Genomic DNA, 24,012 nt, shown 5'->3' on the forward strand with positions numbered 1-24,012 from the left:
AGAAGGGCTGGGAAATCCCGGCCGAACTCGCGCACATCGAGTCCTCCGGCAGCACCCGCCAGGAAGCCAGCTCCCTCATCGCGGCACACCACTAGGACCTTTCGTAACATTTATGCCTGAGGGCCGGCACCGGAGCATTCCGGCGTCCGGCCCTCAGGCATAAATCACGTAGAATTAAGGCACTATGGCGAATTCCCCTGATTCCAGCAAACCGACTCCGGCAGCCTCCGACGCTCCGAAGCGTGGCCTCTTCTCTCGCAAGCCGAAGGAAGCCAAGGTCAAGAAGCCCAGCAGGCTGAAGCAGATCAACGAAGTCTTCCAGATGACGCGCCGCCATGACCCCATGGTGGTCTGGATGATGCTGCTTGCTTTCCTGGGCGTCGTAGCCGTCAGCTTCCTGGTGGGCTACCTCCTGGAAAACTGGATCACGGGCCTGATTATCGGCATCCCCCTCGGTCTGCTGGCCGCGACCCTCATCCTCTCGCGGCGCGCTGAGCGGGCCGCGTTCGCCCAGATTGAGAACCAGCCCGGCGCCTCGGGCGCCGCACTGGGTACCCTGAAGCGCGGCTGGATCACCGAGGACCAGCCGGTCGCGGTCAACCCGCGCACCCAGGACGCAGTCTTCCGCGCCATCGGCCGTCCCGGCGTCGTCCTCGTCAGTGAAGGCCCCACCCACCGGGTCCGGCCGCTCGTCGACGCCGAGCGCAAGCGGCTGGCGCGCATCCTGCCCAACGTCACAGTCCACGTGATCGAGAGCGGCCGCGGCGAAGGCCAGGTTCCCCTCAGCCAGATCGCCAAGAAGATGAACAAACTGGACAAGGAACTGACCAAGCTTGAGGTGAGTGCGGTGTCGAAGCGAATTTCCTCGCTCGGAAACCGCCTCCCGATCCCCAAGGGAATCGATCCTTACAAGGCACGGCCGGACCGCAAAGCAGCCCGCGGCCGCTAGCAGCCTTGGCAACGCCCCGGAACCGGTCATCAGCCGGCACCGGGGCGTTTGTTTTGAGCCGTCAGCCCGGATGACGGCTTCGTCCGCCCGGCAGCACCCCCAGCGAAACCGCACTACCCAGAGAAACCGGAGTACCCGTGAAACTGCCCTCGAAATCCACCGTGATCCGGCTCTTCCGGGTCCTCGCCGTGGCCGAAGCCTTCAGCTGGGCGGCCCTCCTGACCGGAATGTACTTCAAATGGATTGCCCGGACCTCCGAGCTTGGCGTGGAGATTGCAGGACCAATTCACGGGGCACTGTTCATCGCCTACGGAGTGGCGGCGCTTGCCCTGTGGCGCCTGCAGCGGTGGCCCTTCCTGGTGGCGTTCCTCGCGGGCTTCTCAGCGGTGTTGCCGCTTGCCACAGTCCTGTTCGAACGGTGGGCGGGCAAGCGCGGCTACCTGACGCCGGCGGGCAGCGGGCAGCGTGAGCAGCGGGATCACGTAACCGCCGGGGTCTAGGCGGGACCGGCTACATGCGCACGAGGACGGTGTTCATCGCCTTGTCGTGCGGGCCGCGGTGATCCGGATCAAAGATGACCGCCGGAATCACGAGGCACAGCAAAATGGTGCGGACCAGCGCGGCCAGCGGCCCGGCCGGAGCCCCACCCAGGCGGACTACGTGGATGCCAAGGAGCCGGTGGCCGATGCTGTAGCCGAGTGTGCCGATCAGGAGGATCTGCTCTGCGGCGAACACGGCAAGTGTGCCCCACGGATCCCCGCCGAACGCGTAGTTGCTGATCAGCAGCGCCAGTCCCCAGTCGATGCAAATGGCAAGGATCCTGCGTCCGGCCCGGGCGATCGAGCCGGAGCCTGCCTCTGGCAGGCCGAGGCGCTCCCCCGGGTACTTGGAAATGCCGGACGTATCCGGCCCGCTGAGCCAGGAACCTATGTCTTTGCGATCAACCACGGACCAAGCCTATCCGCTGCACGGCCCCCGCAGTTAAGTTCACAGTATGGATGCGGATGGACCACAGTGTGGACACCGTATAGCGTTTACATATCAGGCGGTTCTGTAACCTGCCGGAAACATAGCGGACACGGACGGGAAATCCCGTGTCCCTAGGGTGGTAACAGTTGCTAGCGAGCTGGGAGCGGGGACACTTTTGTGTTTTCGCGCCGTCGGATTGCGCTGGACCATATGGCTTTCCAGCCAGTTATTACTTATGCGTAAGGAGCATAGATGTTCAAGACTGCGGACGAAGTCCTCAAGTTCATCAAGGACGAAGATATTAAATTCGTCGATATCCGCTTCACCGACCTTCCTGGCGTGCAGCAGCACTTCAACGTGCCGGCCAAGAGCGTTGATGCAGACTTCTTCATCAACGGCCAGCTCTTCGACGGTTCGTCCATCCGCGGTTTCCAGGGCATCGCTGAGTCCGACATGCAGCTCATCCCGGATGTCACCACGGCATTCCTGGACACGTTCCGCATGGAGAAGACGCTGGCACTGAACTTCTCCATCGTTAACCCCCGCACCGGTGACCCTTACCACCGCGACCCCCGCGGCGTGGCCGAGAAGGCTGAGGCCTACCTCGCTTCCACCGGCATCGCCGACACCGCGTTCTTCGCCCCCGAGGCCGAGTTCTTCGTGTTCGACAACGTCCAGTACCAGTCCTCCCCGCAGGGCAGCTTCTACAAGATCGACTCTGAAGAAGCCCACTGGAACACCGGCCGCGAAGAAGAAGGCGGAAACCTGGGCTACAAGACCCCCGTCAAGGGCGGTTACTTCCCGGTCTCCCCCACGGACAAGCAGGCCGACCTGCGCGACGCCATGTGTGTTGCCCTGGACGAAGCCGGCCTTGAGGTCGAGCGCAGCCACCACGAAGTGGGCTCCGCCGGCCAGGCTGAAATCAACTACAAGTTCACCACGCTGACGCACGCGGCTGATGACCTGCAGAAGTTCAAGTACGTCATCAAGAACACCGCTGACGCCTGGGGCAAGTCGGTCACCTTCATGCCGAAGCCGGTCTTCGGCGACAACGGCTCGGGCATGCACTGCCACCAGTCGCTGTGGAACGGCGGCGAGCCGCTGTTCTACGACGAAAAGGGCTACGCAGGCCTCTCCGACATGGCCCGCTGGTACATCGGTGGCCTGCTGAAGCACTCCTCCGCCGTTCTCGCGTTCACCAACCCGACGGTCAACTCGTACCGCCGCCTGGTCAAGGGCTTCGAAGCTCCGGTCAACATGGTCTACTCGCAGGGCAACCGCTCCGCCGGTATCCGTATCCCGATCACGGGCTCCAACCCGAAGGCCAAGCGCATCGAGTTCCGCGCTCCGGACCCCTCCTCCAACCCGTACCTGGCGTTCGCTGCCCAGCTGATGGCCGGCATTGACGGTATCCGCAACCGCATCGAACCCCCGGCTCCCATCGACAAGGACCTCTACGAGCTCCCCGCCGAGGAAGCCAAGGACATCCCCAAGGCTCCGGGCACGCTCGAGGAAGCCCTGGACGCACTGGCTGAGGACAACGAGTTCCTCCAGGCCGGCGGCGTGTTCACCCAGGACCTGATCGACACCTGGATCGAGTACAAGTACGAGAACGAGATCCGCCCGCTGTCCCTGCGCCCGAACCCGTACGAGTTCGAGCTGTACTACGGCGTCTAGTCAGACCCCGGGCCTAACCATGGTTTAGTCCGCAGAAAGTCCGCATGTGCTGCTCCGGCAGCACATGCGGACTTTTTTGTCGTGGGGACCAGCTGGACTAGAAGGAGCGGTACATCGTCCGCTGCGGGCCGGCATCCCCGCCCAGGTACTGCCCAAGGTCCTCGAAACCCGCCCTGCGGTAGGCGGCAATTCCTGCGGGGTTGCGTTCGTTGACGGAAAGTACGACGCCGGCCTCTCCGCCGCCCAGCTTTGCCGTCAGTTTCGCGGCTTCCCTGACCGCTGCGGCGGCCGCAAGGGTGCCGAGTCCCCTGCCTTGCCGGTTCCTGTCGATGAGGAAGCCGCGCAACAGCCAGACGGCGTGGTCGTCCTCCCAGCCCGCCAGCGACGCCGCACCGCGCTGCAACGTGAACACGCCGACGGCTTCTCCGCCGGAGTCCACCACATAGGGAAAACGCGAGTCCTCCTCCAGCGCAACGAGCATCATGCGTAGCGGATCACCGGCGAAGTCCCGCTGGCCTTCCCCCAGTTCCATTTCCGCGACTTCGCCCAGCTTGATGGCCCTGGCGTCGTCGTCGAGGTTCTTCAGGGCGATAAGCCAGACGGATTCAGACATGGATCGAGCCTACCCAGAACCTGCGACGCCGGCCGCCATCTTTTGGGGTGACGGCCGGCGTCGCGGATGTCGACGGTGCGGCGGCTGTTTGCAGGACAGGGGTGAAGCTATGGCGTCTGAGCGTCAGCAGGCGGCCCGGCAGGATCCATCCAGAAGACCTCCCAGAGATGGCCGTCCGGATCCTGGAAGCTGTGGTTGTACATAAACCCGTAGTCCTGGGCTTCCTGCGAAGGCGCGCCTCCAGCGGTCATGGCTTTCCGGATCGTGTCGTCAACGGCTTCACGGCTGTCAACGGAGAATGCCACGATCGCTTCAGCGGTGCCGCCGGTATCCGCGATGCCCTTGGAAATGAACGTCTTGAAGTAGCCTTCCACCAGCAGCATGACATAGGCACCGTCATTGATGATCACGCAGGTGGCATTTTCGTCGGTGAAATCCGGGTTGAAGGAAAAGCCGAGCGCGGTGAAGAACTCGACCGACCTGTTCAGGTCCTTGACAGGGAGATTCAGAAAGAGTTGCGTGGCCATTGGCTCAAACTAGCATCCAGCCCGCAACGTGTCAGCCCCCGCGGCGGGTTGCCACACCACACCCCAAACCGGCCCGGCTACTGCCCGTAGAATACCCGTTCGAAAACACCGCGGGCGCGCCTGCTGATCCTCAGGTAGTCCTCTTCCAGCGCGGCAGCGTTGCCTGGCGGGTAGCCGCACCAGCGGGCCACGGCTTCCAGGTCCCTGCGGGAAGACGGCAGGAGGTCGGAGGCGCGGCCGGTCCAGATCACGTTGGCCGACCTGATACGGCTAGCCAGGCGCCAGGCTTTGAGGAGGAGTTCCGCCTCGTCCGCTTCCAGGAACCCCAGGGAGGCAGCGGCATCCAGCGCCGGCACGGTGGACGTGGTCCGCAGCTCCGGATGCTTGCCCGCGTGCTGCAACTGCAGCAGCTGAACGAGCCATTCAACGTCGCTGAGGCCGCCGCGTCCCAGTTTGAGGTGCCGCGCCGGATCCGCGCCGCGGGGCAGCCGCTCCGCTTCCACCCTTGCTTTGACGCGGCGGATTTCGCGCACGTCCTTGTCCGACAGTTCTTCCGGATAGCGGATGGTGTCGATCAGCTCCACGAAGTCCGCTGCCAGGTCATCATCCCCTGCGATGGGCAGGGCCCGCAGCAGCGCCTGGGCTTCCCAGACGAGCGACCACCGGCGGTAGTACTCGGCGTAGGAATCCAGGGAGCGGACCATGGCTCCGCTCTTGCCTTCGGGCCGCAGGTCGGCGTCCACCATCAGCACGCGTTCGGCCAGGATGGCGGGCTTGAGCGGCTGCGTCAAAAGGTTCGAAATGTGACCCACGATCTGCGCGGCCTGGTTCTGGGCTTCCTCCTCGGGAACGCCCGGCAGACCGCGGTGCACGTACATGACATCCGCGTCGGAGCCATAACCGATTTCGCGGCCGCCCTGCCTGCCCATGGCCACCACCAGGACACGTGTCTTCAGCGGACCCGAGGCACCCACGATGCCTTCCGCAACCCGGAGGGCGCCCAGCACTGCTGCGCGGTCCGTGTCCGCAAGGGCAGCCCCCACCTGGTCCTGGTCCAGCAGCCCGGCGCTGTCCGCAATGGCAACCCGCAGGATCTCCCGGCGCCGGATCAGCCGGATGAGCCGCATGGCGCTTTCCGGGTCCTCATGCCGCGACATCTTCGAGGTGATTTCCAGCCACTGGGCTTCGAATCCCAGCGGGGCCAGCTCCTTGTCCGTCCCGAGCCAGGCCACCGATTCCGGGGAAACCTCCAGGAGGTCTGCGATCAGGCGCGAGTTGGAGAGGACATGGCAGAGCCGCTCGGCCGCCGCCGTCGAATCCCGCAACATTCCCAGATACCAGTGCGTTGTTCCCAGCGCCTCGCTGACGCGGCGGAAGCCCAGCAGCCCGGCGTCGGGATCCACGCCGTCGGCCAGCCACCCGAGCAGGATGGGCAGGAGCTGGCGCTGCAGCGCCGCACGCCGGCTCACCCCGGCGGTGAGCGCCTCGATATGCCTCATGGCGCCCCGGGGATCCTGGTAACCAAGGGCGGCAAGGCGGCCTTGTGCGGCCTCCGGCGTCAGCCGCGCTTCTTCGCTGCTCAGCTTGGCGGCGGTGTTCAGCAGAGGCCGGTAGAAAATGCGTTCGTGCAGTTCGCGGACCGCGCGTTTGGTTTTCTGCCAGGCAGCCAGGAGGGCATCCGGGTGCGGGCGTTCCCGGGCAAAGGGGCCGAGCACGCCCTTCGCCAGTGCACGCAGGGCGTCTTCCCTCACCGGCATGAGATGGGTGCGGCGCAGCTGGAAGAGCTGGATCCGGTGTTCCAGGAGCCGGAGGTACCGGTAGGCATGGTCGAATTCGGCGGCGTCCGTCCGCCCGATGTAGCCGCCGGCCGAGAGCGCGGCGATGGCTGAGGTGGTGTCCCGGTGCCGGAGGGATTCGTCGGCTTTGCCGTGCACCAGCTGCAGCAACTGGACCGTGAATTCGACGTCCCTCAGGCCGCCGCGGCCCAGTTTGATCTGGCGCTGTTCCTCATCTGCGGGAATGTTGTCCGTGACGCGCCGGCGCATGGCCTGCACGGATTCCACAAATCCTTCGCGGTTCGCCGAACCCCAGATCAGCGGAAGGACCGCGGCCTCGTACCGGGCGCCCAGCTCCGCGTCCCCCGCAATGGTCCGCGCCTTCAGGAGGGCCTGGAATTCCCAGCTTTCCGCCCACCGGGCGTAATAGCTCTGATGCGACGCCAGCGTCCGCACCAGCGGTCCCGATTTTCCCTCCGGCCGCAGGTTGGCGTCCACCTCCCAGAGGCCGGGTTCCCGGCCGATGGACATGATGGCCCGCGAGATCCCGGTGGCAAGGGCCGTCCCGATCGTGTTGGCGCGGGCATCATCCAGCTCGCCGGCGTCGATCACGTAAATGACGTCGACGTCGGAAATGTAGTTGAGTTCGCGGGCACCGCACTTGCCCATGCCGATGACGGCGAGTCCTACTTCGGCGACTTCCGATGCCGAGAACTGCTCACCTGCCTCGGCACGGGATACTGCCAGGGCCGCCTCGATGGCAGCGCCGGCAAGATCCGCCAGTTCCGCGCCGGCCGCGGGCATGAAGTCCAGCGGATCGGCGGCACACAGGTCCTTCACCGCCAGATCAACCACGCCCCTGCGGTAAGCAGTTCGCAGGGCCACGTAGGCCTCCGGGCCGGAGAGCCCGGCCACCGGCCTGCGCGCCTTCGGGTCGGCGTGGACGGATCGCAGGAGACGCGCCCTCAGTTCCCCGGCATCCGCCGCCGCAGGCTCCGGGCTTGCCACCACGTCAAAGGCGTCAAGGTGCTCCGGGTGGCGGATCAGGAATTCACCCAGCGCCTCGGAGGCACCCAGGACCCGGTACAGGGGCTCGCTGGTGTCGATGTCGGCAGCAGCGAGCTTCCGAAGATCGGGATGCTTTTCGATCAGGCGCACCAGCGACTGCAGGGCGGTGTCGGGGTTGGCGGCCAGATGGAAGCCAGCGAACAGTGCCTCTTGGTCGATCCCTTCCAGTTCCCGGGCAGCAAGGAACCGCTCCCCCTTTTCCAGGTCACTGAAACCAGCGGAGATCAGGCGACGGGCGAGGCTCACCGCAGCCCCCTACAGAATGCCGAGGTTGCGCTGCAGCTCGTAGGGCGTCACCTGGAGACGGTAGTCCTGCCATTCTGCGCGCTTGTTGCGCAGGAAGTACTCGAAGACCTGTTCGCCAAGGATCTGCGGCATAAGCTCGGAATCCTCCATGGCCCGGATCGCATCGTGCAGGCTCGCGGGGAGCGGATCGTGGCCCATGGCGCGGCGTTCGGCCGAGCTCAGCGACCAGATGTCGTCTTCTGCGGCTGCCGGAATCTCGTAGCCCTCTTCGATGCCTTTGAGGCCGGCACCGAGCAGGACGGCGTATGCCAGGTAGGGGTTGGCCGCGGAGTCGATGCCGCGGTACTCGATGCGGGCGGACTGCCCCTTGCCGGGCTTGTACAGCGGAACGCGCACCAGCGCGGAACGGTTGTTGTGGCCCCAGCTCAGGTAACTGGGTGCTTCGCCGCCGCCCCAAAGGCGCTTGTAGGAGTTCACGAACTGGTTGGTCACGGCGGTGAACTCGGGGGCGTGCTTAAGGATGCCCGCGATGAACTGTTTGGCCGTCTTGGACAGCTGGAATTCCGCGCCGGCTTCGTAGAACGCGTTGGTGTCGCCTTCGAAGAGGGAGAAGTGGGTGTGCATGCCCGAGCCCGGGTGCGCCGTGAACGGCTTGGGCATAAAGGTGGCGTAGGTGCCCTGCTGCAGGGCGACTTCCTTGATGACGGTGCGGAAGGTCATGATGTTGTCCGCTGTCTGCAGGGCGTCAGCGTAACGAAGGTCGATCTCGTTCTGGCCGGGACCGGCCTCGTGGTGGCTGAACTCGACCGAGATGCCCACGGACTCCAGCATCGTGACCGCGGTGCGCCGGAAGTCCTGCGCGACGCCGCCGGGAACGTGGTCGAAGTAGCCGCCCTCGTCCACGGGGACGGGTGAACCGTCCGGGCCGGGCTCCTGCGACTTCAGCAGGTAGAACTCGATCTCGGGATGCGTATAGCAGGTGAAGCCCATGTCCGCGGCCTTGGCGAGGGTGCGCTTCAGGACGTTGCGCGGGTCCGCTGCGGAGGGCTCGCCGTCGGGGGTCAGGATGTCGCAGTACATGCGCGAGGTCTGTTCAGTCTCACCGCGCCACGGCAGGATCTGGAACGTCGAGGGGTCCGGCTGTGCCAGCATGTCCGACTCGAACACGCGGGCCAGGCCCTCGATCGCGGAGCCGTCGAAGCCGAGGCCCTCCTCGAAGGCACCTTCAACTTCAGCGGGGGCAAGCGCAACAGACTTGAGTGAACCCACGACGTCCGTGAACCACAGACGCACAAACCGTACGTCGCGCTCTTCGATTGTCCGCAGGACAAACTCTTGCTGGCGGTCCATGATGGCCTCTTCTCCGGGTCAACGTATTGATGCCCCGGGTCCGTATTCGCTAGAGCCGGCGGCAGCTCACGATTCACTTTACTAAGCATTCGCGCGGAATGTTGGAGCCGGAGGTCCGCGTAACACAGCGTTAACACGTACACCGGCCCTCTGGGCCCGGCAGAGCCGCCGCGACCGGCCCCGGGCGATGTCTTTGTGACGAGATTCACCGGCTCCGGCCGGACGCCCGGTAGCTAGGACGCGCAGTATCGCATTACGCTCTAGCCATGGCCACAAGCAACAGTTCCGATTCCAGCATGTCCGCCGAAGTACCTGCTCCCTACGGCAACGGTCCCGCCGGGCCGGCCGCAACGCCGTCGGACGCCGCCAGGAAGCCCGCGGCCCGAATCCGGACCCACCACCTGCAGCAGGCCAAGGAAAAAGGTGAGCATTTTGCGATGCTCACGGCCTACGAACAGTACACTGCCGAGATTTTCGACGAAGCAGGCATTGAGGTGCTCCTCGTCGGCGATTCCGCGTCCAACAACGTCTTCGGCAACGAAACCAGCCTGCCGGTCACCGTCGATGAGCTCCTTCCGCTGTGCCGTGCCGTGGCCCGGTCCGCGAAGCGGGCCTTGGTGGTCGCTGACCTTCCGTTCGGAAGCTACGAGGTTTCAGCCGAGCAGGCCGTGGCCACTGGCGTCCGCTTCCTGAAGGAGGGCCTTGCCCATGCCGTGAAGATTGAAGGCGGCAAGTACTACGCGGACACCGTCCGCGCCATGGTCCAGGCCGGCATTCCGGTCATGGCGCACATCGGCTTCACTCCCCAGAGCGAGCACTCGCTGGGCGGCTACCGGGTGCAAGGCCGCGGCGATGACGCACAGCGGCTTATCGACGACGCGGTGGCACTCGCCGACGCCGGCGCCTTCAGCGTCCTGATGGAAATGGTTCCCGCCGTCACCGCTGCGGCCGTCGATGCTGCCATTTCTGTTCCTACCGTCGGCATCGGCGCCGGAAACACGACGACCGGCCAGGTCCTGGTCTGGCAGGACATGGCCGGACTTCGAGGCGGGAAGATGGCCAAGTTCGTCAAGCAGTATGCTGACCTGCGCACCTCGCTGAGCAACGCGGCCAAGGCATATGGCGAGGACGTGCGGACGGGCCAGTTCCCCGGCCCCGAGCATTCGTTCTAACGAAGCTCCGGGCCGGGGCTCCCCTATTCGGCTGCGATAGGGCCGTCACCGACTTTGATGGCGGACACTTCAAACTCCAGGGTGATCTTGTCCGACACGAGTACGCCGCCGGAGTCCAGGGCCGTGTTCCATTTGAGCCCGAAATCCTGGCGGTCGATGCGACGGGAACCTTCGAAGCCGGCCCGGAGGTTGCCCATCGGGTCCCGCTCGACGCCGATGAAGTCGATCGGAATCGAAATCTCCTTGGTGACGCCCCGGATGGTCACGTCTCCGCTGACAATGAAGTGGCCCTCGTCAACCTGATCCACCCGGTTGCTCAGGAAAGTGATCTCGGGGAACCGGGGAGCGTCAAAGAAGTCATTCGTCCGCAGGTGCTGATCACGGTCGGCATTGCGGGTGTCAATACTCGCTACCTTGAGAGTCAGTCCAACCTTTGAGCGGTCAATGTTCTGCGAGTCGACTGTGATCGAGCCTTCGAGATCGTTGAAAGCTCCGCGGACCTTGGTGACCATTGCGTGGCGGGTGGAGAAGCCGATTCGCGTATGCGTCGGGTCGAACCGCCACTCTCCTGTGTATTCTGGCTTGATTGCGGCCATGACTCTCCTAAATGCGGTACCGGCCGGTCCGGTACTCGAACGTGTACTAACTCTCGCAGACGATACAGGTCAGTCCTCGTCGCCCTTTTCCCATGATTCGTTTCGCGCTTTGACCTTTTCGAGCGCATGCTCTGCTTCTTCGCGCGTCTTGTAGGGCCCGATCAGCTGCGTCCAATCGGACATCGCGTCTTCCTCCACCTCGTGGGTTTTGACGTTGTACCAGTACTCGGTCATCGCTGCTCCTCGCATCACGCAGGCTCCACGCCCGCTGAAAGTGATCCACGTAACGTAGGGCTACATCGTGTTCCGATCCGGCTTTCCGTTACATGGGGTTCTACGCCTGCTTATATGATCAATCTATGCCTTCTCTTGCCTCGACTGCACCCACCGGCACACTGGTCCCCGGAACCATCAGCCCGCAGCTGCCGGTCCCGGCGTCAATCCCCCGCCCCGAGTATGTGGGCAAACCGGGTCCGGAGAAGTTCACCGGCTCCGAGGTGAAGTCTGCCGAGACCATCGAGAAGATCAGGATCGCCAGCCGGATCGCGGCCCAGGCAATCGTCGAGGTGGGCAAGCACATCGAACCTGGCGTAACGACCGACCAGCTGGACAGGATCGGCCATGAGTTCCTGGTCGACCATCACGCCTATCCGTCGACACTGGGCTACCGGGGTTTCCCCAAGTCGTTGTGCTCGTCACTGAACGAAGTGATCTGCCACGGAATACCGGACAGCACGGTGGTCCAGGACGGCGACATCTTGAACATCGACATCACGGCCTTCATCGGAGGGGTCCACGGCGACACCAATTTCACGTTCCTCGTTGGCGACGTCGACGAAGAGTCGCGGCTCCTGGTGGAACGCACCAAGGAATCCCTCAACCGTGCCATCAAGGCCGTGGCCCCCGGACGCGAAATCAACGTCATCGGCCGCGCCATCCAGTCCTACGCCAAGCGCTTCGGCTACGGCGTTGTCCGGGATTTCACCGGTCACGGTGTCGGCGAAGCGTTCCACACCGGCCTGATCATTCCGCACTACGATGCCGCCCCCGCCTACAACACGGTCATGGAGGCGGGCATGGTGTTCACCATTGAACCGATGCTGACGCTCGGTACCGTGGAGTGGGACATGTGGGCCGACGATTGGACCGTCGTGACGCGCGACCACAAGCGCACCGCCCAGTTCGAGCACACCCTGCTCGTCACCGAATCAGGCGCAGAAATCCTCACCCTGCCCTGATTGCCCCGCCCGGCCCCGCCGGCACATTTGCCCAGTTACCCCTTTCCCGCCCACAGCCACGAACGGAATCACATTGGCCAAGAAGGACGACAAGTCAACCAAGAACGCCCCGCTGATCGGTATTGATATCGGCGGCACCGGAATCAAGGGCGGCATTGTCGACCTCAAGAAGGGCAAACTCGTAGGCGACCGCTTCCGTGTTCCCACGCCGCAGCCGGCGACGCCCGAGTCGGTCGCCGAAACGGTGGCCGCTGTGGTCGCCGAGCTCGACGCGCGGCCGGATGCGCCGGCCCCCGATTCTCCGATCGGCGTAACCTTCCCCGGCATCATCCAGCACGGCGTGGTCCATTCCGCAGCCAACGTCGACAAGTCCTGGCTCAACACGGATATTGACGCCCTGCTGACCAAACGCCTGGGCCGCCCCGTGGAGGTCATTAACGACGCCGACGCCGCCGGCCTTGCAGAAGCCCGCTACGGCGCCGGCGAGGGCGTCTCCGGTACGGTCCTCGTGATCACGCTGGGAACCGGCATTGGCTCGGCCTTCATCTTCAACGGCAAGCTGGTTCCGAACGCCGAACTCGGGCACCTTGAAATCGACGGCTACGACGCCGAGAGCAAGGCCTCCGCCGTGGCCCGGGAACGCGACGGCCTCAGCTGGACCGAGTACAGCGTGCTACTCCAGCGCTATTTCTCGCACGTTGAGTTCCTGTTCTCCCCGGAACTGTTCATCGTCGGCGGCGGCATCTCCAAGCGAGCCGACGAGTATTTGCCGCACATGAAACTGCGCACGAAGATCGTCCCGGCCGAACTTAAGAACGACGCCGGCATTGTGGGCGCCGCGATCGAGGTCGCGCTGACGCACAAACTGGCCAAGTAGCCGGAGCCGCCGGCGCCGCAATCGTGGCGCCGGCTTTGGCCCGGCCCGGGTACAGCACGTGGTGCCGGTGGTGGCTTCGGCTTCCCCTCCGCTGCCACCACCGGAGTCTAGAGGGGGCTCTTCTCGGAGTTCTTGCCCTTAGCGGCCTTTGCCTCGACTTCCGCTTCATGGCGAAGGATGGCAATGGCGGTCTCAAAGTCCTCGAGGGACTCGAACGCCTGGTACACGCTCGCGAACCGGAGGTAGGCGACTTCGTCCAGCTTCTGCAGCGGGCTGAGGATGGCAAGGCCCACTTCATGGGCGTCGATTTCCGCAGCGCCGGACGCGCGGATCGTTTCCTCGACTTCCTGCGCCAGCATGGCAAGGTCGTCTTCGGTCACGGGCCTGCCCTGGCATGCTTTTCGCACACCGTTGATCACCTTGCTGCGGCTGAAAGGTTCGCCGACGCCGGAGCGTTTGATCACCGTGAGGCTGGTGGTTTCCACCGTGGTGAAGCGGCGGCCGCATTCAGGACACTGACGGCGGCGGCGGATCGCGGAACCGTCGTCGGCCATCCGGCTGTCCACCACGCGGGAATCAGGGTTGCGGCAAAACGGGCAATACACGTTGCTTCCTTCCCTGGCCGGAAAACATTTGGCCGGAATATTCTTCCAAAATCAGTTTACGACTACATGTAGCCGAATCACAAGCCTGTAATTACTACATGTAGTGGTTAGGCATCGCCGGTAAACCGTGCCGTCACGGCCTCGCCGTGGGCGGGCAGGTCCTCTGCCCCGGCGAGGCTGACGATGTGCCCGCTGACCCTTTCGAGGGCCGGCTTGCTGTAGTTGACCACTTGGATGGCGCGAAGGAACGTGGTGACATTGAGGCCGGAAGAGAAGGCTGCCGTGCCGCTGGTGGGCAGCACGTGGTTGGACCCTGCGCAGTAATCCCCGAGGCTGACGGGGCTGTAGTCCCCCACGAAGATGGCGCCCGCGTTGCGGATGCGTGCAGCGACAGCCGAGGCGTCCGCCGTCATGATCTCCAGGTGCTCCGCGGCGTAAGCATCGCAGGCAGCGATTCCCTGGTCGAGGTCGTCCACCAGCACCACGCCGGACTGCGGGCCGGACAGGGCTTCCCGCACCCGCTCTGAGTGTTTGGTCAGGGCAGCCTGCACGTCAAGCTCGACCCGGACGGCCGCCGCGAGCTCCTCGGAATCGGTGATGAGGACGGACGCGGCCTTCGGATCGTGTTCTGCCTGGCTGATGAGGTCGGCCGCGACCAGGGACGGGCGGGCGCTGCCGTCGGCAAGGATGGCGATTTCCGTGGTGCCGGCCTCGGAATCGATGCCCACAACGCCCTTGACCAGCCGTTTGGCCGTCGCCACAAAAATGTTGCCTGGCCCGGTCACCACATCCACCGGATCCAGGGCTGCCGCCGGGTCTTCCGCGGGAACTCCGTAAGCAAAGGCCGCAATGGCCTGGGCCCCGCCAATGGCGTACACCTCGTCGATGCCCAGCAGCGCCGCAGCGGCCAGGATGGTGGGGTGCGGGAGTCCGCCGAAGTCTTTCTGCGGAGGCGAGGCCAGGGCAATGGATGCCACCCCTGCCGCCAGTGCGGGGACGACGTTCATGATGACCGACGACGGATATACGGCCAGTCCGCCGGGGACATAAAGCCCCACGCGGCCAACCGGCACCCAGTTCTGGCTCACGACGGCGCCCTCGCCGAGTTCGACGTCGACGTTTGCCGGCCGCTGACTGTCAGCGAACTTCCGCGCGCGGCTGATGGATTCTTCCAGGGCTGCCCGCACCGCGGGGTCCAGTGTCTCCAGCGCTTCCTGCAGCGCAGCGGCCGGCACCCTCGGGTGAGCCTGCTCGACGCCGTCGAACGCCTGCGCGTAGTCGCTCAGGGCGGCGAAGCCCCGGGAACGGACCGCCGTGATGATGTCCGTGACCTTCTGCTCGGCGTCCGCCATGGTCTGGTGCCGGGCCCGCGGAACAGCCGCCCGGAGTTCGGCCAGGGAGAGCCGCTGGCCGCGCAGGTCAATGGTGCGGTAGCTGACGGCCGGCGTGGTGATCTGGGCGGGGCTGTCGGGAGAAATAGTCACCCGTCCATTTTACGTGGTTTGCCCAAGAGGCTGAGCAGGTTTGCCACAAAGACGGAAATGGCCACCGCTGCCGGCCAGATGGCCAGGACGGCGAGGGCACGGAGCGAGAAGGCGATGCTGGCGTTCGGGGCGGTATCTTCAGCCGGTCCCCACCACTGCCCCGCCAGCACCCCTGCCTGCCAGGCGACGACGGCGCCAAGCGCACCGCCGATCACGGCGAACAGCACCGTCCGTGGCGCGGGTGCTCCGGTTCGTTTTCCGTCGAGGAGGAACCCGGTGACGCAGCCTGCCAACAGAAACAGGCCGGCCAGCACAAGGTCCCGGGGAAGCCAGCCTTCGGCATTCGTTCCGGTGGCCAACGAGGGGTCGCCGGACAACAGGTTCAGTCCCCCGGGCGCCAGCAGCCACCACGCAAGTCCGACGGGGATCCCGGCGGCGGCTATGGCTGCGGGCACTCGCCACGAACCCCCGTCACCGCGGTAAAGTTCACCATAGGCGGGAGGGAGTCCGGCATCCCCGTGATGGCTCGGATTTTGCGGAGCCGGCCCGGTGCCTGATGGCTGTTTCATGAAACAAACATTAACAAACGTTCACCGCCGTTCAACAAATGACGCGGCAGGTAACCAAGTCACGGACGGCATCGGGGGCCCCATACGCTGGCAAGCAGGACAAACCAGGATTAGTTTCAGCAGGGAGTTAGATCACAGTGACCTCAGATAACGCAGCCTTCGAAGGCACGTTCAAGGAGATGTTCCGCCGGCATGCGGCCGGCGTGGCAATTATCACGGTGAACTACAACGGCATCCCGTACGGATTCACGGCCACCTCCGTGGCCTCGCTGTCCGCCCAGCCGCCGCGTTTTACCTTCAACATGGCCCGCAGCTCCAGTTCATGGCCGGCCATCGCCAACACCACGCACATTGGTGTCCACATGCTTGGGCTGGAGAACCAGGAACTCGCGGACCGCTTCGCACGGACCAAAAACCGGTTTGAGGGCGACCATTGGGAACTTGGACCGCACGATGTACCAGTCCTCAAGGACGTCGCCGGATGGCTGATCGGCAAGATCCAGATGCGCCTCTCCTTTGAGAACAACGCGGTGGTCGTGGTGGAAGTCGTGGAAGGACAGGTGGGCGAGGACGGCTCTCCGCTGCTTTACCACTCCGGCGCCTACAGCCAGCCCGTCCCGCTCGACTACGAAATCTAGCGCCCTACCAGGGCAGCGGCACGGACGATCCGAGTTCGAAGAACCGCGGACTGCTGCCACCGGGTTCGGAAAGCTCCCGCAGCAGCTCACTGGCCGCCGTCGCGGGCTCCTTCGAGGCACCGCTTCGTCCCATCCCGGTCGCCAGTGCTCCCGGATGCACGGACCAAACGTCCAGTTCCGCGCCGAATTCCTCATGCAGGCTAAGCGTCAGCATGTTGAGCGCCGCTTTGCCGAGCCGGTAGCCGTAACTCGTCCCGAAGCCGGCGAATTCACCGTTCGCCTGCAGAGCGGCCGAACCCAGCCAGGACGATACGTTGACCACAAGGGGCCGGCGGCTGCCTGCACTCGGGCGAAGCAGCCCGGCCAGCGACGCCTGGGTCACCCTGACTGCGCCCGCGACGTTATTGTCGAGGAGCTGCGCGAGGGAATCGGGGTCAACTGCCGCCAGCGTCTTCTGGCTGCTGCCCATCGCGGCATTATTGACCACGACGTCGATGCTGGCTTCCGCAAGAGCCTGCGACACTTCCTCAGGGCAGGAATGCCCTGCCCGCGCCGGAAATCACTGCGACGCCCGGGGCCGGGTTCACCGGATTTCCGGGCAACTAGCTGTCCAGGCAGGTGGGTCCGAGCAGCACCTTCAGGTCGCCGAACAGTGATGGGCTCGGGTTGACCCTCAGGTGCACGGGAAGCGCCATCACTTCCACCCTGGTGTCTCCCTGCAGGTGCAGCCTGACCTCCGAGTTGCCCCGGTGGGTCCTCAGCACGTCCCCAAGCTCGGTCACCACGGCCTCGGTGGCCTTGTGCGTCTGCATGGTGATCACCAGGGGCCCGTTCAGGCCTTCGCTGAGGTCCGGGACGGACAGCTCCATGCAGTTCAATGCGACGGCGCCGTCGTCACGGCGCTGCAGCCTGCCCTTGACCACCACGATCAGGTCTTCAGCCAGAACGGACGCAATGGGACCGTAGACCTGGCCGAAGAACATGACCTCCATGGAACCGCCCAGGTCCTCGATTTCCGCGCGGGCATAGGCGTTTCCGCTGGCTTTCGCGATCCGCCGGCTCAGCGAGGTGATCATGCCCGCAATAGTGATGATGGCGCCGTCGTGCGGGCCGTCCTCTGCGATGACCGAGGTGATGGACTGGTCGGCGTGCTGGCTCAGCAGCCCTTCGAGGCCCTGCAGCGGGTGGTCCGAGACGTAGAGGCCCAGCATGTCGCGTTCGAAGGAGAGCTTGTCTTTTTTCTCCCACTCGGGAAGGTCCGGGATTTCGATGCTCAGGGACGCTTCGGATTCGGCCTCGTCGAAACCCGCGAAGAGGTCGAACTGCCCGATCGCTTCGTTGCGCTTGAGGGTGATGACGGAGTCGATGGCTTCTTCATGGATCATGGCAAGCGCGCGCCGATGGTGGTTCAGGGAGTCGAACGCGCCAGCCTTGATCAGCGATTCAATGGTGCGTTTGTTGCACACCACCGCAGGGACCTTCATGAGGTAGTCCTTGAAGGACGTGTACGCGCCTTCCTTTTCCCGCGCCGCCACCATGGCTTCGACGGCGTTCACGCCGACGTTGCGGATGGCGCCCATCCCGAAGCGGATGTCGTTGCCCACAGGGGTGAAGTTGAGGGCTGACTCGTTGACATCGGGCGGCAGCACCGTGATGCCCATGCGCCGGCATTCATTCAGGTAGATCGCCGATTTGTCCTTGTCATCGCCCACCGAGGTCAGCAGGGCAGCCATGTATTCCGGCGCGTAGTGCGCCTTGAGGTACGCGGTCCAATAGGAGATTACGCCGTAGGCGGCCGAGTGCGCCTTGTTGAAGGCGTAGTCGGAGAACGGAAGCAGGATGTCCCAGAGGGTCTTGACGGCGGCCATGGAATATCCGTTGTCCTGCATGCCCTGCGAGAAGCCGGCGAACTGTTTGTCCAGTTCGGACTTCTTCTTCTTGCCCATGGCACGGCGCAGGATGTCGGCCTGGCCCAGCGTGTAGCCGGCGAGCTTCTGCGCCACGGCCATGACCTGCTCCTGGTAAACGATCAGCCCGTAGGTGCCGCCCAGGATTTCGGAGAGCGGTTCTTCCAGCTCCGGATGGATCGGAATGACTTCCTGGATCTTGTTCTTGCGCAGCGCGTAGTCGGTGTGGGCGTTGGCACCCATGGGGCCGGGCCGGTACAGGGCCAGCACCGCGGAGATGTCTTCGAAGTTGTCAGGCTTCATGAGCTTGAGCAGCGAACGCATGGGGCCGCCGTCAAGCTGGAACACGCCCAGGGTGTCACCCCGGGCCAGCAGCTCGTAGGAAGCGGTGTCGTCGAGTTCCAGGGTTTCGAGGTCAAGATCGATGCCGCGGTTCATCTTGATGTTTTCCAGGGCGTCCGAAATGATCGTCAGGTTCCGCAGGCCGAGGAAGTCCATCTTGATGAGGCCGAGGCCTTCGGACGTCGGGTAGTCGAACTGCGTGATGACCTGGCCGTCCTGGAAGCGGCGCATGATCGGAATCACGTCGATAATGGGGTCCGAGGACATGATGACACCGGCGGCGTGCACGCCCCACTGCCGTTTCAGGCCTTCGATACCCAGTGCAGTTTCGAAGACTTTGGCGGCCTCCGGGTCGGTGCTGATCAGCTGGCGGAAGTCACCGGCTTCGCCGTATCGCTTTGCTTCCTTGTTCTGAATGTCGGCCAGCGGAATGTCCTTGGCCATCACCGCCGGCGGCAGCGCCTTGGTCAGCGTCTCACCCATGCTGAAGGGGTAGCCCAGGACACGCGAGGAATCCTTCAGGGCCTGCTTGGTCTTGATGGTGCCGTACGTGACGATCATGGCAACGCGTTCGTCGCCGTATTTGCGCGTGACGTAGTCGATGACTTCGGAGCGGCGCCGGTCATCGAAGTCGACGTCGAAGTCAGGCATGGAAACGCGGTCCGGGTTGAGGAAGCGTTCGAAGATCAGGCCGTGGTGCAGCGGATCCAGGTCGGTGATGCGCATGGCGTAGGCCACCATGGAACCTGCACCGGAGCCACGCCCGGGACCCACGCGGATGCCGTTGTTCTTGGCCCAGTTGATGAAGTCGGCCACCACGAGGAAGTAGCCCGGGAATCCCATGGAGGTGATGACTTCGAGCTCATAGTCGGCCTGCTGGCGGACCTTGTCCGGGATGCCCTTCGGATAGCGGTACTGGAGTCCCTTGTCGACTTCCTTGACCAGCCAGGACGTCTCGTCCTCCCCCTCGGGGCAAGGGAAGCGTGGCATGTAGTTGGCGCCGGTGTTGAACGAGACTTCACAGCGCTCGGCGATCAGCAGCGTGTTGTCACACGCGTCGGGGTGGTCGCGGAAGAGTTCGCGCATTTCCTGCGGTGACTTCAGGTAGTAGCCGCTGCCGGAGAAGGCAAACCGGGAGCCGCCGTTGTCGTAGGTCGGTTCCAGGAGGGTGGACCCGGACTGGATGGCCAGCAGGGCCTCGTGCGCCTTCGCATCGTGCTCGTGCGTGTAGTGCAGGTCATTGGTGGCCACCAGCGGCAGGTTCAGGTCCTTGGCCAGGCGCAGAAGGTCGCCTGTGACGCGCCGCTCGATATCCAGGCCGTGGTCCATGAGTTCGCAGAAGTAGTTCTCCGCGCCGAAGATGTCGCGGAACTCTGCAGCAGCCTCCAGCGCTTCGCGATACTGGCCGAGCCGCAGCCGGGTCTGGACCTCACCGGACGGGCAGCCGGTGGTGGCGATGAGCCCTTCCGAGTAGGTGTTGAGCAGCTCGCGGTCCAGCCGGGGCCATTTGCCGAAGACCGAGTCCAGCGAGGCGATCGACGAGGCACGGAACAGGTTCCGCATGCCCACGTTGTTGTAGCTCAGCAGGGTCATGTGGGTGTACGAGCCACCGCCGGAGACGTCGTCCTTGCGCTGGCTTTCCTCGCCCCAGCGGACGCGGCTCTTGTCACCGCGGGCGGTCCCGGGGGTCACATACGCTTCGACGCCGATGATGGGCCTGATGCCCTTGTCCGTGGCCCTCTTCCAGAAATCGAACGCGCCGAAGAGGTAGCCATGGTCGGTGGTGGCCAGCGCGGGCATGCCCAGCCGCTCGGTTTCATCGAAGAGCTCACCGAGCCGGGCGGCGCCGTCCAGCATCGAGTACTCGGTGTGGTTGTGGAGATGGACAAACGAGTCGTTGCTGGAAGTCACCGGACCATTCTAGTGCCGGGCAGGGACAATTCCGGCTCAGGCGTCCCCGGAGGCTAGAACTTCGAGTGCATACGCGAGATCCTGCGGGTACTCACTGGTGACCGTCACGCGCTCTCCGGTCCTGGGACTGTCGAACCCGAGCTGCCGGGCGTGAAGCCACTGCCGGGTCAGTCCCAGGGTTGCGGCAAGCCGCGGATCCGCTCCGTAGGTCAGGTCACCGGCGCAGGGGTGGCGCAGGGCCGAAAAGTGGACCCGGATCTGGTGGGTGCGGCCGGTTTCCAGGTGCACTTCCACGAGTGAAGCCTTGCCGAAGGCCTCCAGGACCTCGTAGTGGGTCACGGATTCCCGGCCGTCCTCTATGACGGCAAAGCGCCAGTCATGGCCCGGGTGGCGGCCGATGGGTGCATCGATCGTGCCCGCCAGGGGATCCGGCAGACCCTGGACCACTGCGTGGTAGACCTTGTCCACGGTGCGCTCCTTGAAGGCGCGTTTGAGCGCCGTATAGGCGCGTTCGGACTTGGCCACCACCATGACCCCCGACGTGCCGACGTCGAGGCGGTGCACGATGCCCGCCCGCTCGGGTGCTCCCGACGTCGAAATCCGGTAACCGAGCCCGGCCAGTCCCCCCACCACAGTGGGTCCCACCCAGCCCGGGGACGGGTGGGCGGCCACACCCACCGGCTTGTCGATGACGACGAAGTCCTCATCGTCCAGCAATACCTTCAGGCCTTCCACAACTTCCTCCACGACTTCCAGGGGGTCCCGGCGTTCCGGGACAACGACTTCCAGCACGGTGCCGGAGGCCAGCTTCAGGGACTTGCCCACGGCCTTGCCTGCGGAGCTGACGTTGCCCTCGGCGATCAGGGTGGCTGCCTGGGACCGGGATATGCCCATCAGCTTGGCGAGGCCCGCATCGACGCGGGTGCCGGCCAGCTCTTCGGGAACGGTGAGTTTCTCAGGCATCGGTGCGCCCCGCCGGCTTCTGGATCCGTGAACCGTCAAGTGAAATACCGCGGAGCGTCAGCAGGCAGATGATTACGACGGCGGAGACAACAGCGGAATCGGCGATATTGAAGATCGCAAAATTGGGCAACTGGATGAAGTCCACCACGTGGCCCATGGCGAAGGACGGTTCACGGAACAGCCGGTCCGTGAGGTTCCCCAGGGCACCGCCCAGAAGCAGGCCAAGCGCCAGGGACCACCAGGCGGAACCTAGTTTCCGCAGCTGGAAAAGAATGGCGATGGAGACGCCGGCCATGATGATGGTGAAAACCCAGGTGACATTCTCGCCGATGGAAAACGCGGCCCCGGAGTTCCTGATGTAATACCAGTGCAGCAGCGGGGGCAGCACCGGGATGCGCTCCCCCTCCGCCATGGTGGAGGTGACCCACAGCTTGGTGAGCTGGTCGAAGACGTAGGCGAAAACAGCGAAGCCGGCGAAGAGCGTCAGCAGGACCGCCTTTCGCGGCCGGGCTTGCGTCGTTGCTGGCTGCGCTGCGGCAGGTGCTGTTTCGTCAGTCATAAAGCTTTCATTCAGGAGCCAGTCCCGGGACTGGAGGGAAGATGCTGGTGCCCGCTGCCGGCAGCGCCGGTAGCGGTTAATGGCAAAAGCCGGCGGCCGAGGAGTCCTCAGCCACCGGCTTTCAGAATACTTGCTAAACAGCGGGGCTGCCGTCGCCAACCTCGGGCGCAGCCACGGAACCGCGGGCATCCAGGTCGCGGAGCTGACCTTCGATGTAAGCCTTCAGGCGTGAACGGTAGTCGCGTTCGAAGCCGCGCAGCTGTTCCACCTTGCGCTCCAGGACAGACCGCTGCTGTTCAAGGGCGCCGAGGATCTTGCGGGACTTCTCCTGCGCGTCGTTGACCAGGCTGCTGGCTTCGATCTGCGCTTCGGCGATGATCTTGTCCTTCTGCTGCTGGCCATCTGCGACGTGCTTGTCGTGCATCTGCTGCGCCATGGCCAGGAGGCCGGCGGCGGACTCCGCGGTCGGGTTGACCGCGGAAGGGGCAGCCGGAGCTGCAACCGGTGCAAGAGCCGCTGCCGGCTCGGGAGCCTTCTTCTTGGCTTCGGCGGCGGCCTTGGCCTCGGCTTCCGCCTTGGCCCGGGATTCGTCCTTTTCAGCCTTGACCGGCGCGGGGACCTTCTCCACCACCGGCGCCGCTACTGCGGAGCTGGCGGGCGTGCCTGAGCCGCTCTCGGCAAGCTTCTTGCGAAGCTCGTCGTTCTCTTGGTTCAGGCGGCGCAGTTCGACGACGATTTCGTCCAGGAAGTCGTCAACTTCGTCCTGGTCGTAGCCTTCGCGGAACTTGGTCGGCTGAAAGCGCTTGTTGACAACGTCTTCTGGCGTCAAAGCCATCTGGTCACCTCGTTGGTCTAGTTAGTCAGTAGGCCTTCCGGCCGTCAAAACTACGGTACCTAAATATGGTCTGGTTCCTCTAATTCAACACTGAGGTGTCAAACCGGAGTTTCTACACGATGCCGTGGATGGCGGTTTCCCGTCCCGCTACTGCGCCGCAAGCTGTAATGAAAATTACGCGAGATTCCGTACGATTGCCATAGCCACGCTGATGGCTATGAAGAACAGCAAAAATCCGAGATCCAGCGAAATCCCGCCCAGGCGCAAGGGCGGAATGAGGCGCCTCAGCACCTTCAGGGGCGGATCTGTGACGGAGTAGACAGTGTGGGCCGCCACCAGCGCTGCACCCCGGGGCCGCCACTCACGGGCAAACATCTGCACCCAGTCGTAGACCAGCCGGATGATCAATGCCACAAATACGAATAATAAAGCGATATAGATAAGTCCGAAAACAATTCCCATGAGTTAACTCATATCTCCATGTTCATTCCGGATCCCGCAGTCTCCTGTTGCCATTCTTATCTATTTCAGCACGGATGCCAGACAGATGTCCTGCCTGGCATCCGTTCGAGTCCGGAGCTAGCTCTGGTTGAAGAAGCTGGCCTGGGTCTCGCTGACCTTCTTGTCATCGCCGATGACCTCGATGTACGACGGCGAGAGCAGGAACACTTTGTTCGTGACCCGTTCGATGCTGCCGCGGAGGCCGAACACCAGGCCGGCGGAGAAATCGACCAGGCGCTTGGCATCGGCTTCACCCATGTCCGTGACGTTCATGATGACAGGGATGCCGTCACGGAAGCTTTCGCCGATCAGCTTGGCGTCATTGTAGGACCGCGGGTGGATCGTGGTGATCTGGCGGAGTCCGGTGGTCTCTTCGCGGCTCGAGGCCGCGCGCTTGATAGGTGTCACAGGTGCGCGATATTCCTCTTCGGCGGCGTGTGGAGTCGGCGTTTCCCGGGTGACCTCGCGGACGGGCGCCGGCGCCCGACGTTCCTCGCGGTCATGCTCCATTGAATCGTCCTCGTCTTTGTGCGGTGTGTGGTGCTCAGACTCGTAGTGTTCATCGCCATCGGCGAGCCCAAGATAGATCATTGTCTTGCGCAGAGCGCCAGCCATGGTCGACTCCTAATCGTGTCCGTAAG

General features: G+C 64.1%; 24 protein-coding genes. 7 read left to right on the forward strand and 17 right to left on the reverse strand.

The window, feature by feature from the left end; all coding sequences use genetic code 11:
* Positions 1 to 184: 184 nt before the first annotated feature.
* Complete coding sequence (locus tag ASF98_RS08145; RefSeq protein ID WP_055800037.1) at positions 185 to 949, forward strand: DUF4191 domain-containing protein; 765 nt, start codon at positions 185 to 187, stop codon at positions 947 to 949.
* Positions 950 to 1,086: 137 nt separating this feature from the next.
* Complete coding sequence (locus ASF98_RS08150) at positions 1,087 to 1,449, forward strand: DUF3817 domain-containing protein (protein ID WP_055800040.1); 363 nt, start codon at positions 1,087 to 1,089, stop codon at positions 1,447 to 1,449.
* 10 nt (positions 1,450 to 1,459) lie between these two features.
* On the opposite strand, the gene ASF98_RS08155 is transcribed toward ASF98_RS08150, so the two are convergent.
* Complete coding sequence (locus tag ASF98_RS08155; RefSeq protein ID WP_055800042.1) at positions 1,460 to 1,897, reverse strand: RDD family protein; 438 nt, start codon at positions 1,895 to 1,897, stop codon at positions 1,460 to 1,462.
* A 273-nt stretch (positions 1,898 to 2,170) separates the two neighbouring features.
* Between ASF98_RS08155 and glnA (ASF98_RS08160) the strand changes: the two genes are divergently transcribed.
* On the forward strand, positions 2,171 to 3,595 hold the full coding sequence (glnA, locus tag ASF98_RS08160) for a type I glutamate--ammonia ligase (protein ID WP_011691460.1): 1,425 nt from the start codon (positions 2,171 to 2,173) through the stop codon (positions 3,593 to 3,595).
* A gap of 97 nt (positions 3,596 to 3,692) precedes the next feature.
* Here glnA (ASF98_RS08160) and ASF98_RS08165 read toward each other — a convergent pair whose 3' ends face one another.
* The 4 genes from ASF98_RS08165 to glnA (ASF98_RS08180) form a co-directional block, all read right to left on the reverse strand.
* A complete protein-coding gene (locus ASF98_RS08165) occupies positions 3,693 to 4,208 on the reverse strand; it encodes a GNAT family N-acetyltransferase (protein WP_055800045.1) in 516 nt (171 codons plus the stop codon).
* Between the two features lie 107 nt (positions 4,209 to 4,315).
* A complete protein-coding gene (locus tag ASF98_RS08170; RefSeq protein ID WP_055800047.1) occupies positions 4,316 to 4,735 on the reverse strand; it encodes a VOC family protein in 420 nt (139 codons plus the stop codon).
* Positions 4,736 to 4,812: 77 nt separating this feature from the next.
* Positions 4,813 to 7,824 (reverse strand): bifunctional [glutamine synthetase] adenylyltransferase/[glutamine synthetase]-adenylyl-L-tyrosine phosphorylase, encoded by a 3,012-nt coding sequence (locus ASF98_RS08175; RefSeq protein WP_055800051.1) that lies wholly within the window; start codon positions 7,822 to 7,824, stop codon positions 4,813 to 4,815.
* Positions 7,825 to 7,833: 9 nt separating this feature from the next.
* The gene (gene glnA, locus ASF98_RS08180) at positions 7,834 to 9,174 is read right to left on the reverse strand and encodes a type I glutamate--ammonia ligase (RefSeq protein ID WP_011691452.1); all 1,341 of its coding nucleotides are present in this window, start codon (positions 9,172 to 9,174) and stop codon (positions 7,834 to 7,836) included.
* Between the two features lie 266 nt (positions 9,175 to 9,440).
* On the opposite strand from glnA (ASF98_RS08180), the gene panB reads away from it, so the two are divergent.
* The gene (panB, locus tag ASF98_RS08185) at positions 9,441 to 10,346 is read left to right on the forward strand and encodes a 3-methyl-2-oxobutanoate hydroxymethyltransferase (RefSeq protein ID WP_055800054.1); all 906 of its coding nucleotides are present in this window, start codon (positions 9,441 to 9,443) and stop codon (positions 10,344 to 10,346) included.
* 23 nt (positions 10,347 to 10,369) lie between these two features.
* Here panB and ASF98_RS08190 read toward each other — a convergent pair whose 3' ends face one another.
* Together ASF98_RS08190 and ASF98_RS24100 are read right to left on the reverse strand one after the other, a co-directional pair.
* On the reverse strand, positions 10,370 to 10,942 hold the full coding sequence (locus ASF98_RS08190) for a YceI family protein (RefSeq protein WP_055800057.1): 573 nt from the start codon (positions 10,940 to 10,942) through the stop codon (positions 10,370 to 10,372).
* 69 nt (positions 10,943 to 11,011) lie between these two features.
* The gene (locus ASF98_RS24100) at positions 11,012 to 11,176 is read right to left on the reverse strand and encodes an SPOR domain-containing protein (protein WP_156372338.1); all 165 of its coding nucleotides are present in this window, start codon (positions 11,174 to 11,176) and stop codon (positions 11,012 to 11,014) included.
* Between the two features lie 125 nt (positions 11,177 to 11,301).
* On the opposite strand from ASF98_RS24100, the gene map reads away from it, so the two are divergent.
* Together map and ppgK are read left to right on the forward strand one after the other, a co-directional pair.
* Positions 11,302 to 12,180: a type I methionyl aminopeptidase gene (gene map / locus ASF98_RS08195; protein ID WP_055800060.1), complete on the forward strand. Its 879-nt coding sequence runs from the start codon at positions 11,302 to 11,304 to the stop codon at positions 12,178 to 12,180.
* 73 nt (positions 12,181 to 12,253) lie between these two features.
* Positions 12,254 to 13,057: a polyphosphate--glucose phosphotransferase gene (gene ppgK, locus ASF98_RS08200; RefSeq protein ID WP_028271751.1), complete on the forward strand. Its 804-nt coding sequence runs from the start codon at positions 12,254 to 12,256 to the stop codon at positions 13,055 to 13,057.
* Between the two features lie 107 nt (positions 13,058 to 13,164).
* Here the strand turns inward: ppgK and nrdR are convergent, their stop codons facing one another.
* The 3 genes from nrdR to ASF98_RS08215 form a co-directional block, all read right to left on the reverse strand.
* Positions 13,165 to 13,662, reverse strand: coding sequence for a transcriptional regulator NrdR (gene nrdR / locus ASF98_RS08205; protein ID WP_055800063.1), 498 nt, complete (start codon positions 13,660 to 13,662; stop codon positions 13,165 to 13,167).
* Positions 13,663 to 13,769: 107 nt separating this feature from the next.
* Positions 13,770 to 15,146 carry a histidinol dehydrogenase gene (gene hisD / locus ASF98_RS08210; protein ID WP_055800066.1) on the reverse strand — a complete coding sequence of 459 codons (1,377 nt, stop codon included), beginning with the start codon at positions 15,144 to 15,146 and terminating at the stop codon, positions 13,770 to 13,772.
* Complete coding sequence (locus ASF98_RS08215) at positions 15,143 to 15,715, reverse strand: hypothetical protein (protein WP_055800068.1); 573 nt, start codon at positions 15,713 to 15,715, stop codon at positions 15,143 to 15,145. Before ASF98_RS08215 ends, hisD begins: the two co-directional genes overlap by 4 nt.
* A 179-nt stretch (positions 15,716 to 15,894) precedes the next feature.
* On the opposite strand from ASF98_RS08215, the gene ASF98_RS08220 reads away from it, so the two are divergent.
* Positions 15,895 to 16,353, forward strand: a complete 459-nt coding sequence (locus tag ASF98_RS08220) for a flavin reductase family protein (protein WP_436059294.1) — start codon at positions 15,895 to 15,897, stop codon at positions 16,351 to 16,353.
* A 4-nt stretch (positions 16,354 to 16,357) separates the two neighbouring features.
* Here ASF98_RS08220 and ASF98_RS08225 read toward each other — a convergent pair whose 3' ends face one another.
* From ASF98_RS08225 to ASF98_RS08255, 7 genes are all read right to left on the reverse strand, one after another.
* The gene (locus ASF98_RS08225) at positions 16,358 to 16,876 is read right to left on the reverse strand and encodes an SDR family NAD(P)-dependent oxidoreductase (protein WP_055800072.1); all 519 of its coding nucleotides are present in this window, start codon (positions 16,874 to 16,876) and stop codon (positions 16,358 to 16,360) included.
* Positions 16,877 to 16,955: 79 nt separating this feature from the next.
* Entirely contained in the window at positions 16,956 to 20,513 is a 3,558-nt protein-coding gene (gene dnaE / locus ASF98_RS08230) for a DNA polymerase III subunit alpha (protein WP_055800075.1), read from the reverse strand.
* Between the two features lie 36 nt (positions 20,514 to 20,549).
* A complete protein-coding gene (locus ASF98_RS08235; RefSeq protein ID WP_055800078.1) occupies positions 20,550 to 21,476 on the reverse strand; it encodes an RluA family pseudouridine synthase in 927 nt (308 codons plus the stop codon).
* The gene (lspA, locus tag ASF98_RS08240) at positions 21,469 to 22,035 is read right to left on the reverse strand and encodes a signal peptidase II (protein WP_055800081.1); all 567 of its coding nucleotides are present in this window, start codon (positions 22,033 to 22,035) and stop codon (positions 21,469 to 21,471) included. The genes ASF98_RS08235 and lspA overlap by 8 nt, the downstream gene beginning before the upstream one ends.
* Before the next feature lie 133 nt (positions 22,036 to 22,168).
* A complete protein-coding gene (locus ASF98_RS08245; RefSeq protein ID WP_055800084.1) occupies positions 22,169 to 22,870 on the reverse strand; it encodes a DivIVA domain-containing protein in 702 nt (233 codons plus the stop codon).
* Between the two features lie 174 nt (positions 22,871 to 23,044).
* The gene (locus tag ASF98_RS08250; RefSeq protein ID WP_028271742.1) at positions 23,045 to 23,332 is read right to left on the reverse strand and encodes a YggT family protein; all 288 of its coding nucleotides are present in this window, start codon (positions 23,330 to 23,332) and stop codon (positions 23,045 to 23,047) included.
* Positions 23,333 to 23,449: 117 nt separating this feature from the next.
* The gene (locus tag ASF98_RS08255) at positions 23,450 to 23,986 is read right to left on the reverse strand and encodes a cell division protein SepF (RefSeq protein ID WP_055800087.1); all 537 of its coding nucleotides are present in this window, start codon (positions 23,984 to 23,986) and stop codon (positions 23,450 to 23,452) included.
* Between the last annotated feature and the right edge of the window lie 26 nt (positions 23,987 to 24,012).

It is taken from the genome of Arthrobacter sp. Leaf337 (assembly GCF_001423745.1).
Taxonomy (GTDB): Bacteria; Actinomycetota; Actinomycetes; order Actinomycetales; family Micrococcaceae; genus Arthrobacter.

Excerpts from the sequence above, each read along its gene's own strand:
- ASF98_RS08145 (WP_055800037.1), top strand. The coding sequence starts at position 185 with ATGGCGAATTCCCCTGATTCCAGCAAACCGACTCCGGCAGCCTCCGAC.
- glnA (WP_011691460.1), top strand. The coding sequence starts at position 2,171 with ATGTTCAAGACTGCGGACGAAGTCCTCAAGTTCATCAAGGACGAAGAT.
- ASF98_RS08165 (WP_055800045.1), bottom strand. The coding sequence starts at position 4,208 with ATGTCTGAATCCGTCTGGCTTATCGCCCTGAAGAACCTCGACGACGAC.
- ASF98_RS08170 (WP_055800047.1), bottom strand. The coding sequence starts at position 4,735 with ATGGCCACGCAACTCTTTCTGAATCTCCCTGTCAAGGACCTGAACAGG.
- glnA (WP_011691452.1), bottom strand. The coding sequence starts at position 9,174 with ATGGACCGCCAGCAAGAGTTTGTCCTGCGGACAATCGAAGAGCGCGAC.
- panB (WP_055800054.1), top strand. The coding sequence starts at position 9,441 with ATGGCCACAAGCAACAGTTCCGATTCCAGCATGTCCGCCGAAGTACCT.
- ASF98_RS08190 (WP_055800057.1), bottom strand. The coding sequence starts at position 10,942 with ATGGCCGCAATCAAGCCAGAATACACAGGAGAGTGGCGGTTCGACCCG.
- ASF98_RS24100 (WP_156372338.1), bottom strand. The coding sequence starts at position 11,176 with ATGACCGAGTACTGGTACAACGTCAAAACCCACGAGGTGGAGGAAGAC.
- map (WP_055800060.1), top strand. The coding sequence starts at position 11,302 with ATGCCTTCTCTTGCCTCGACTGCACCCACCGGCACACTGGTCCCCGGA.
- ASF98_RS08215 (WP_055800068.1), bottom strand. The coding sequence starts at position 15,715 with ATGAAACAGCCATCAGGCACCGGGCCGGCTCCGCAAAATCCGAGCCAT.
- ASF98_RS08220 (WP_436059294.1), top strand. The coding sequence starts at position 15,895 with ATGTTCCGCCGGCATGCGGCCGGCGTGGCAATTATCACGGTGAACTAC.
- ASF98_RS08235 (WP_055800078.1), bottom strand. The coding sequence starts at position 21,476 with ATGCCTGAGAAACTCACCGTTCCCGAAGAGCTGGCCGGCACCCGCGTC.
- lspA (WP_055800081.1), bottom strand. The coding sequence starts at position 22,035 with ATGACTGACGAAACAGCACCTGCCGCAGCGCAGCCAGCAACGACGCAA.
- ASF98_RS08245 (WP_055800084.1), bottom strand. The coding sequence starts at position 22,870 with ATGGCTTTGACGCCAGAAGACGTTGTCAACAAGCGCTTTCAGCCGACC.
- ASF98_RS08250 (WP_028271742.1), bottom strand. The coding sequence starts at position 23,332 with ATGGGAATTGTTTTCGGACTTATCTATATCGCTTTATTATTCGTATTT.
- ASF98_RS08255 (WP_055800087.1), bottom strand. The coding sequence starts at position 23,986 with ATGGCTGGCGCTCTGCGCAAGACAATGATCTATCTTGGGCTCGCCGAT.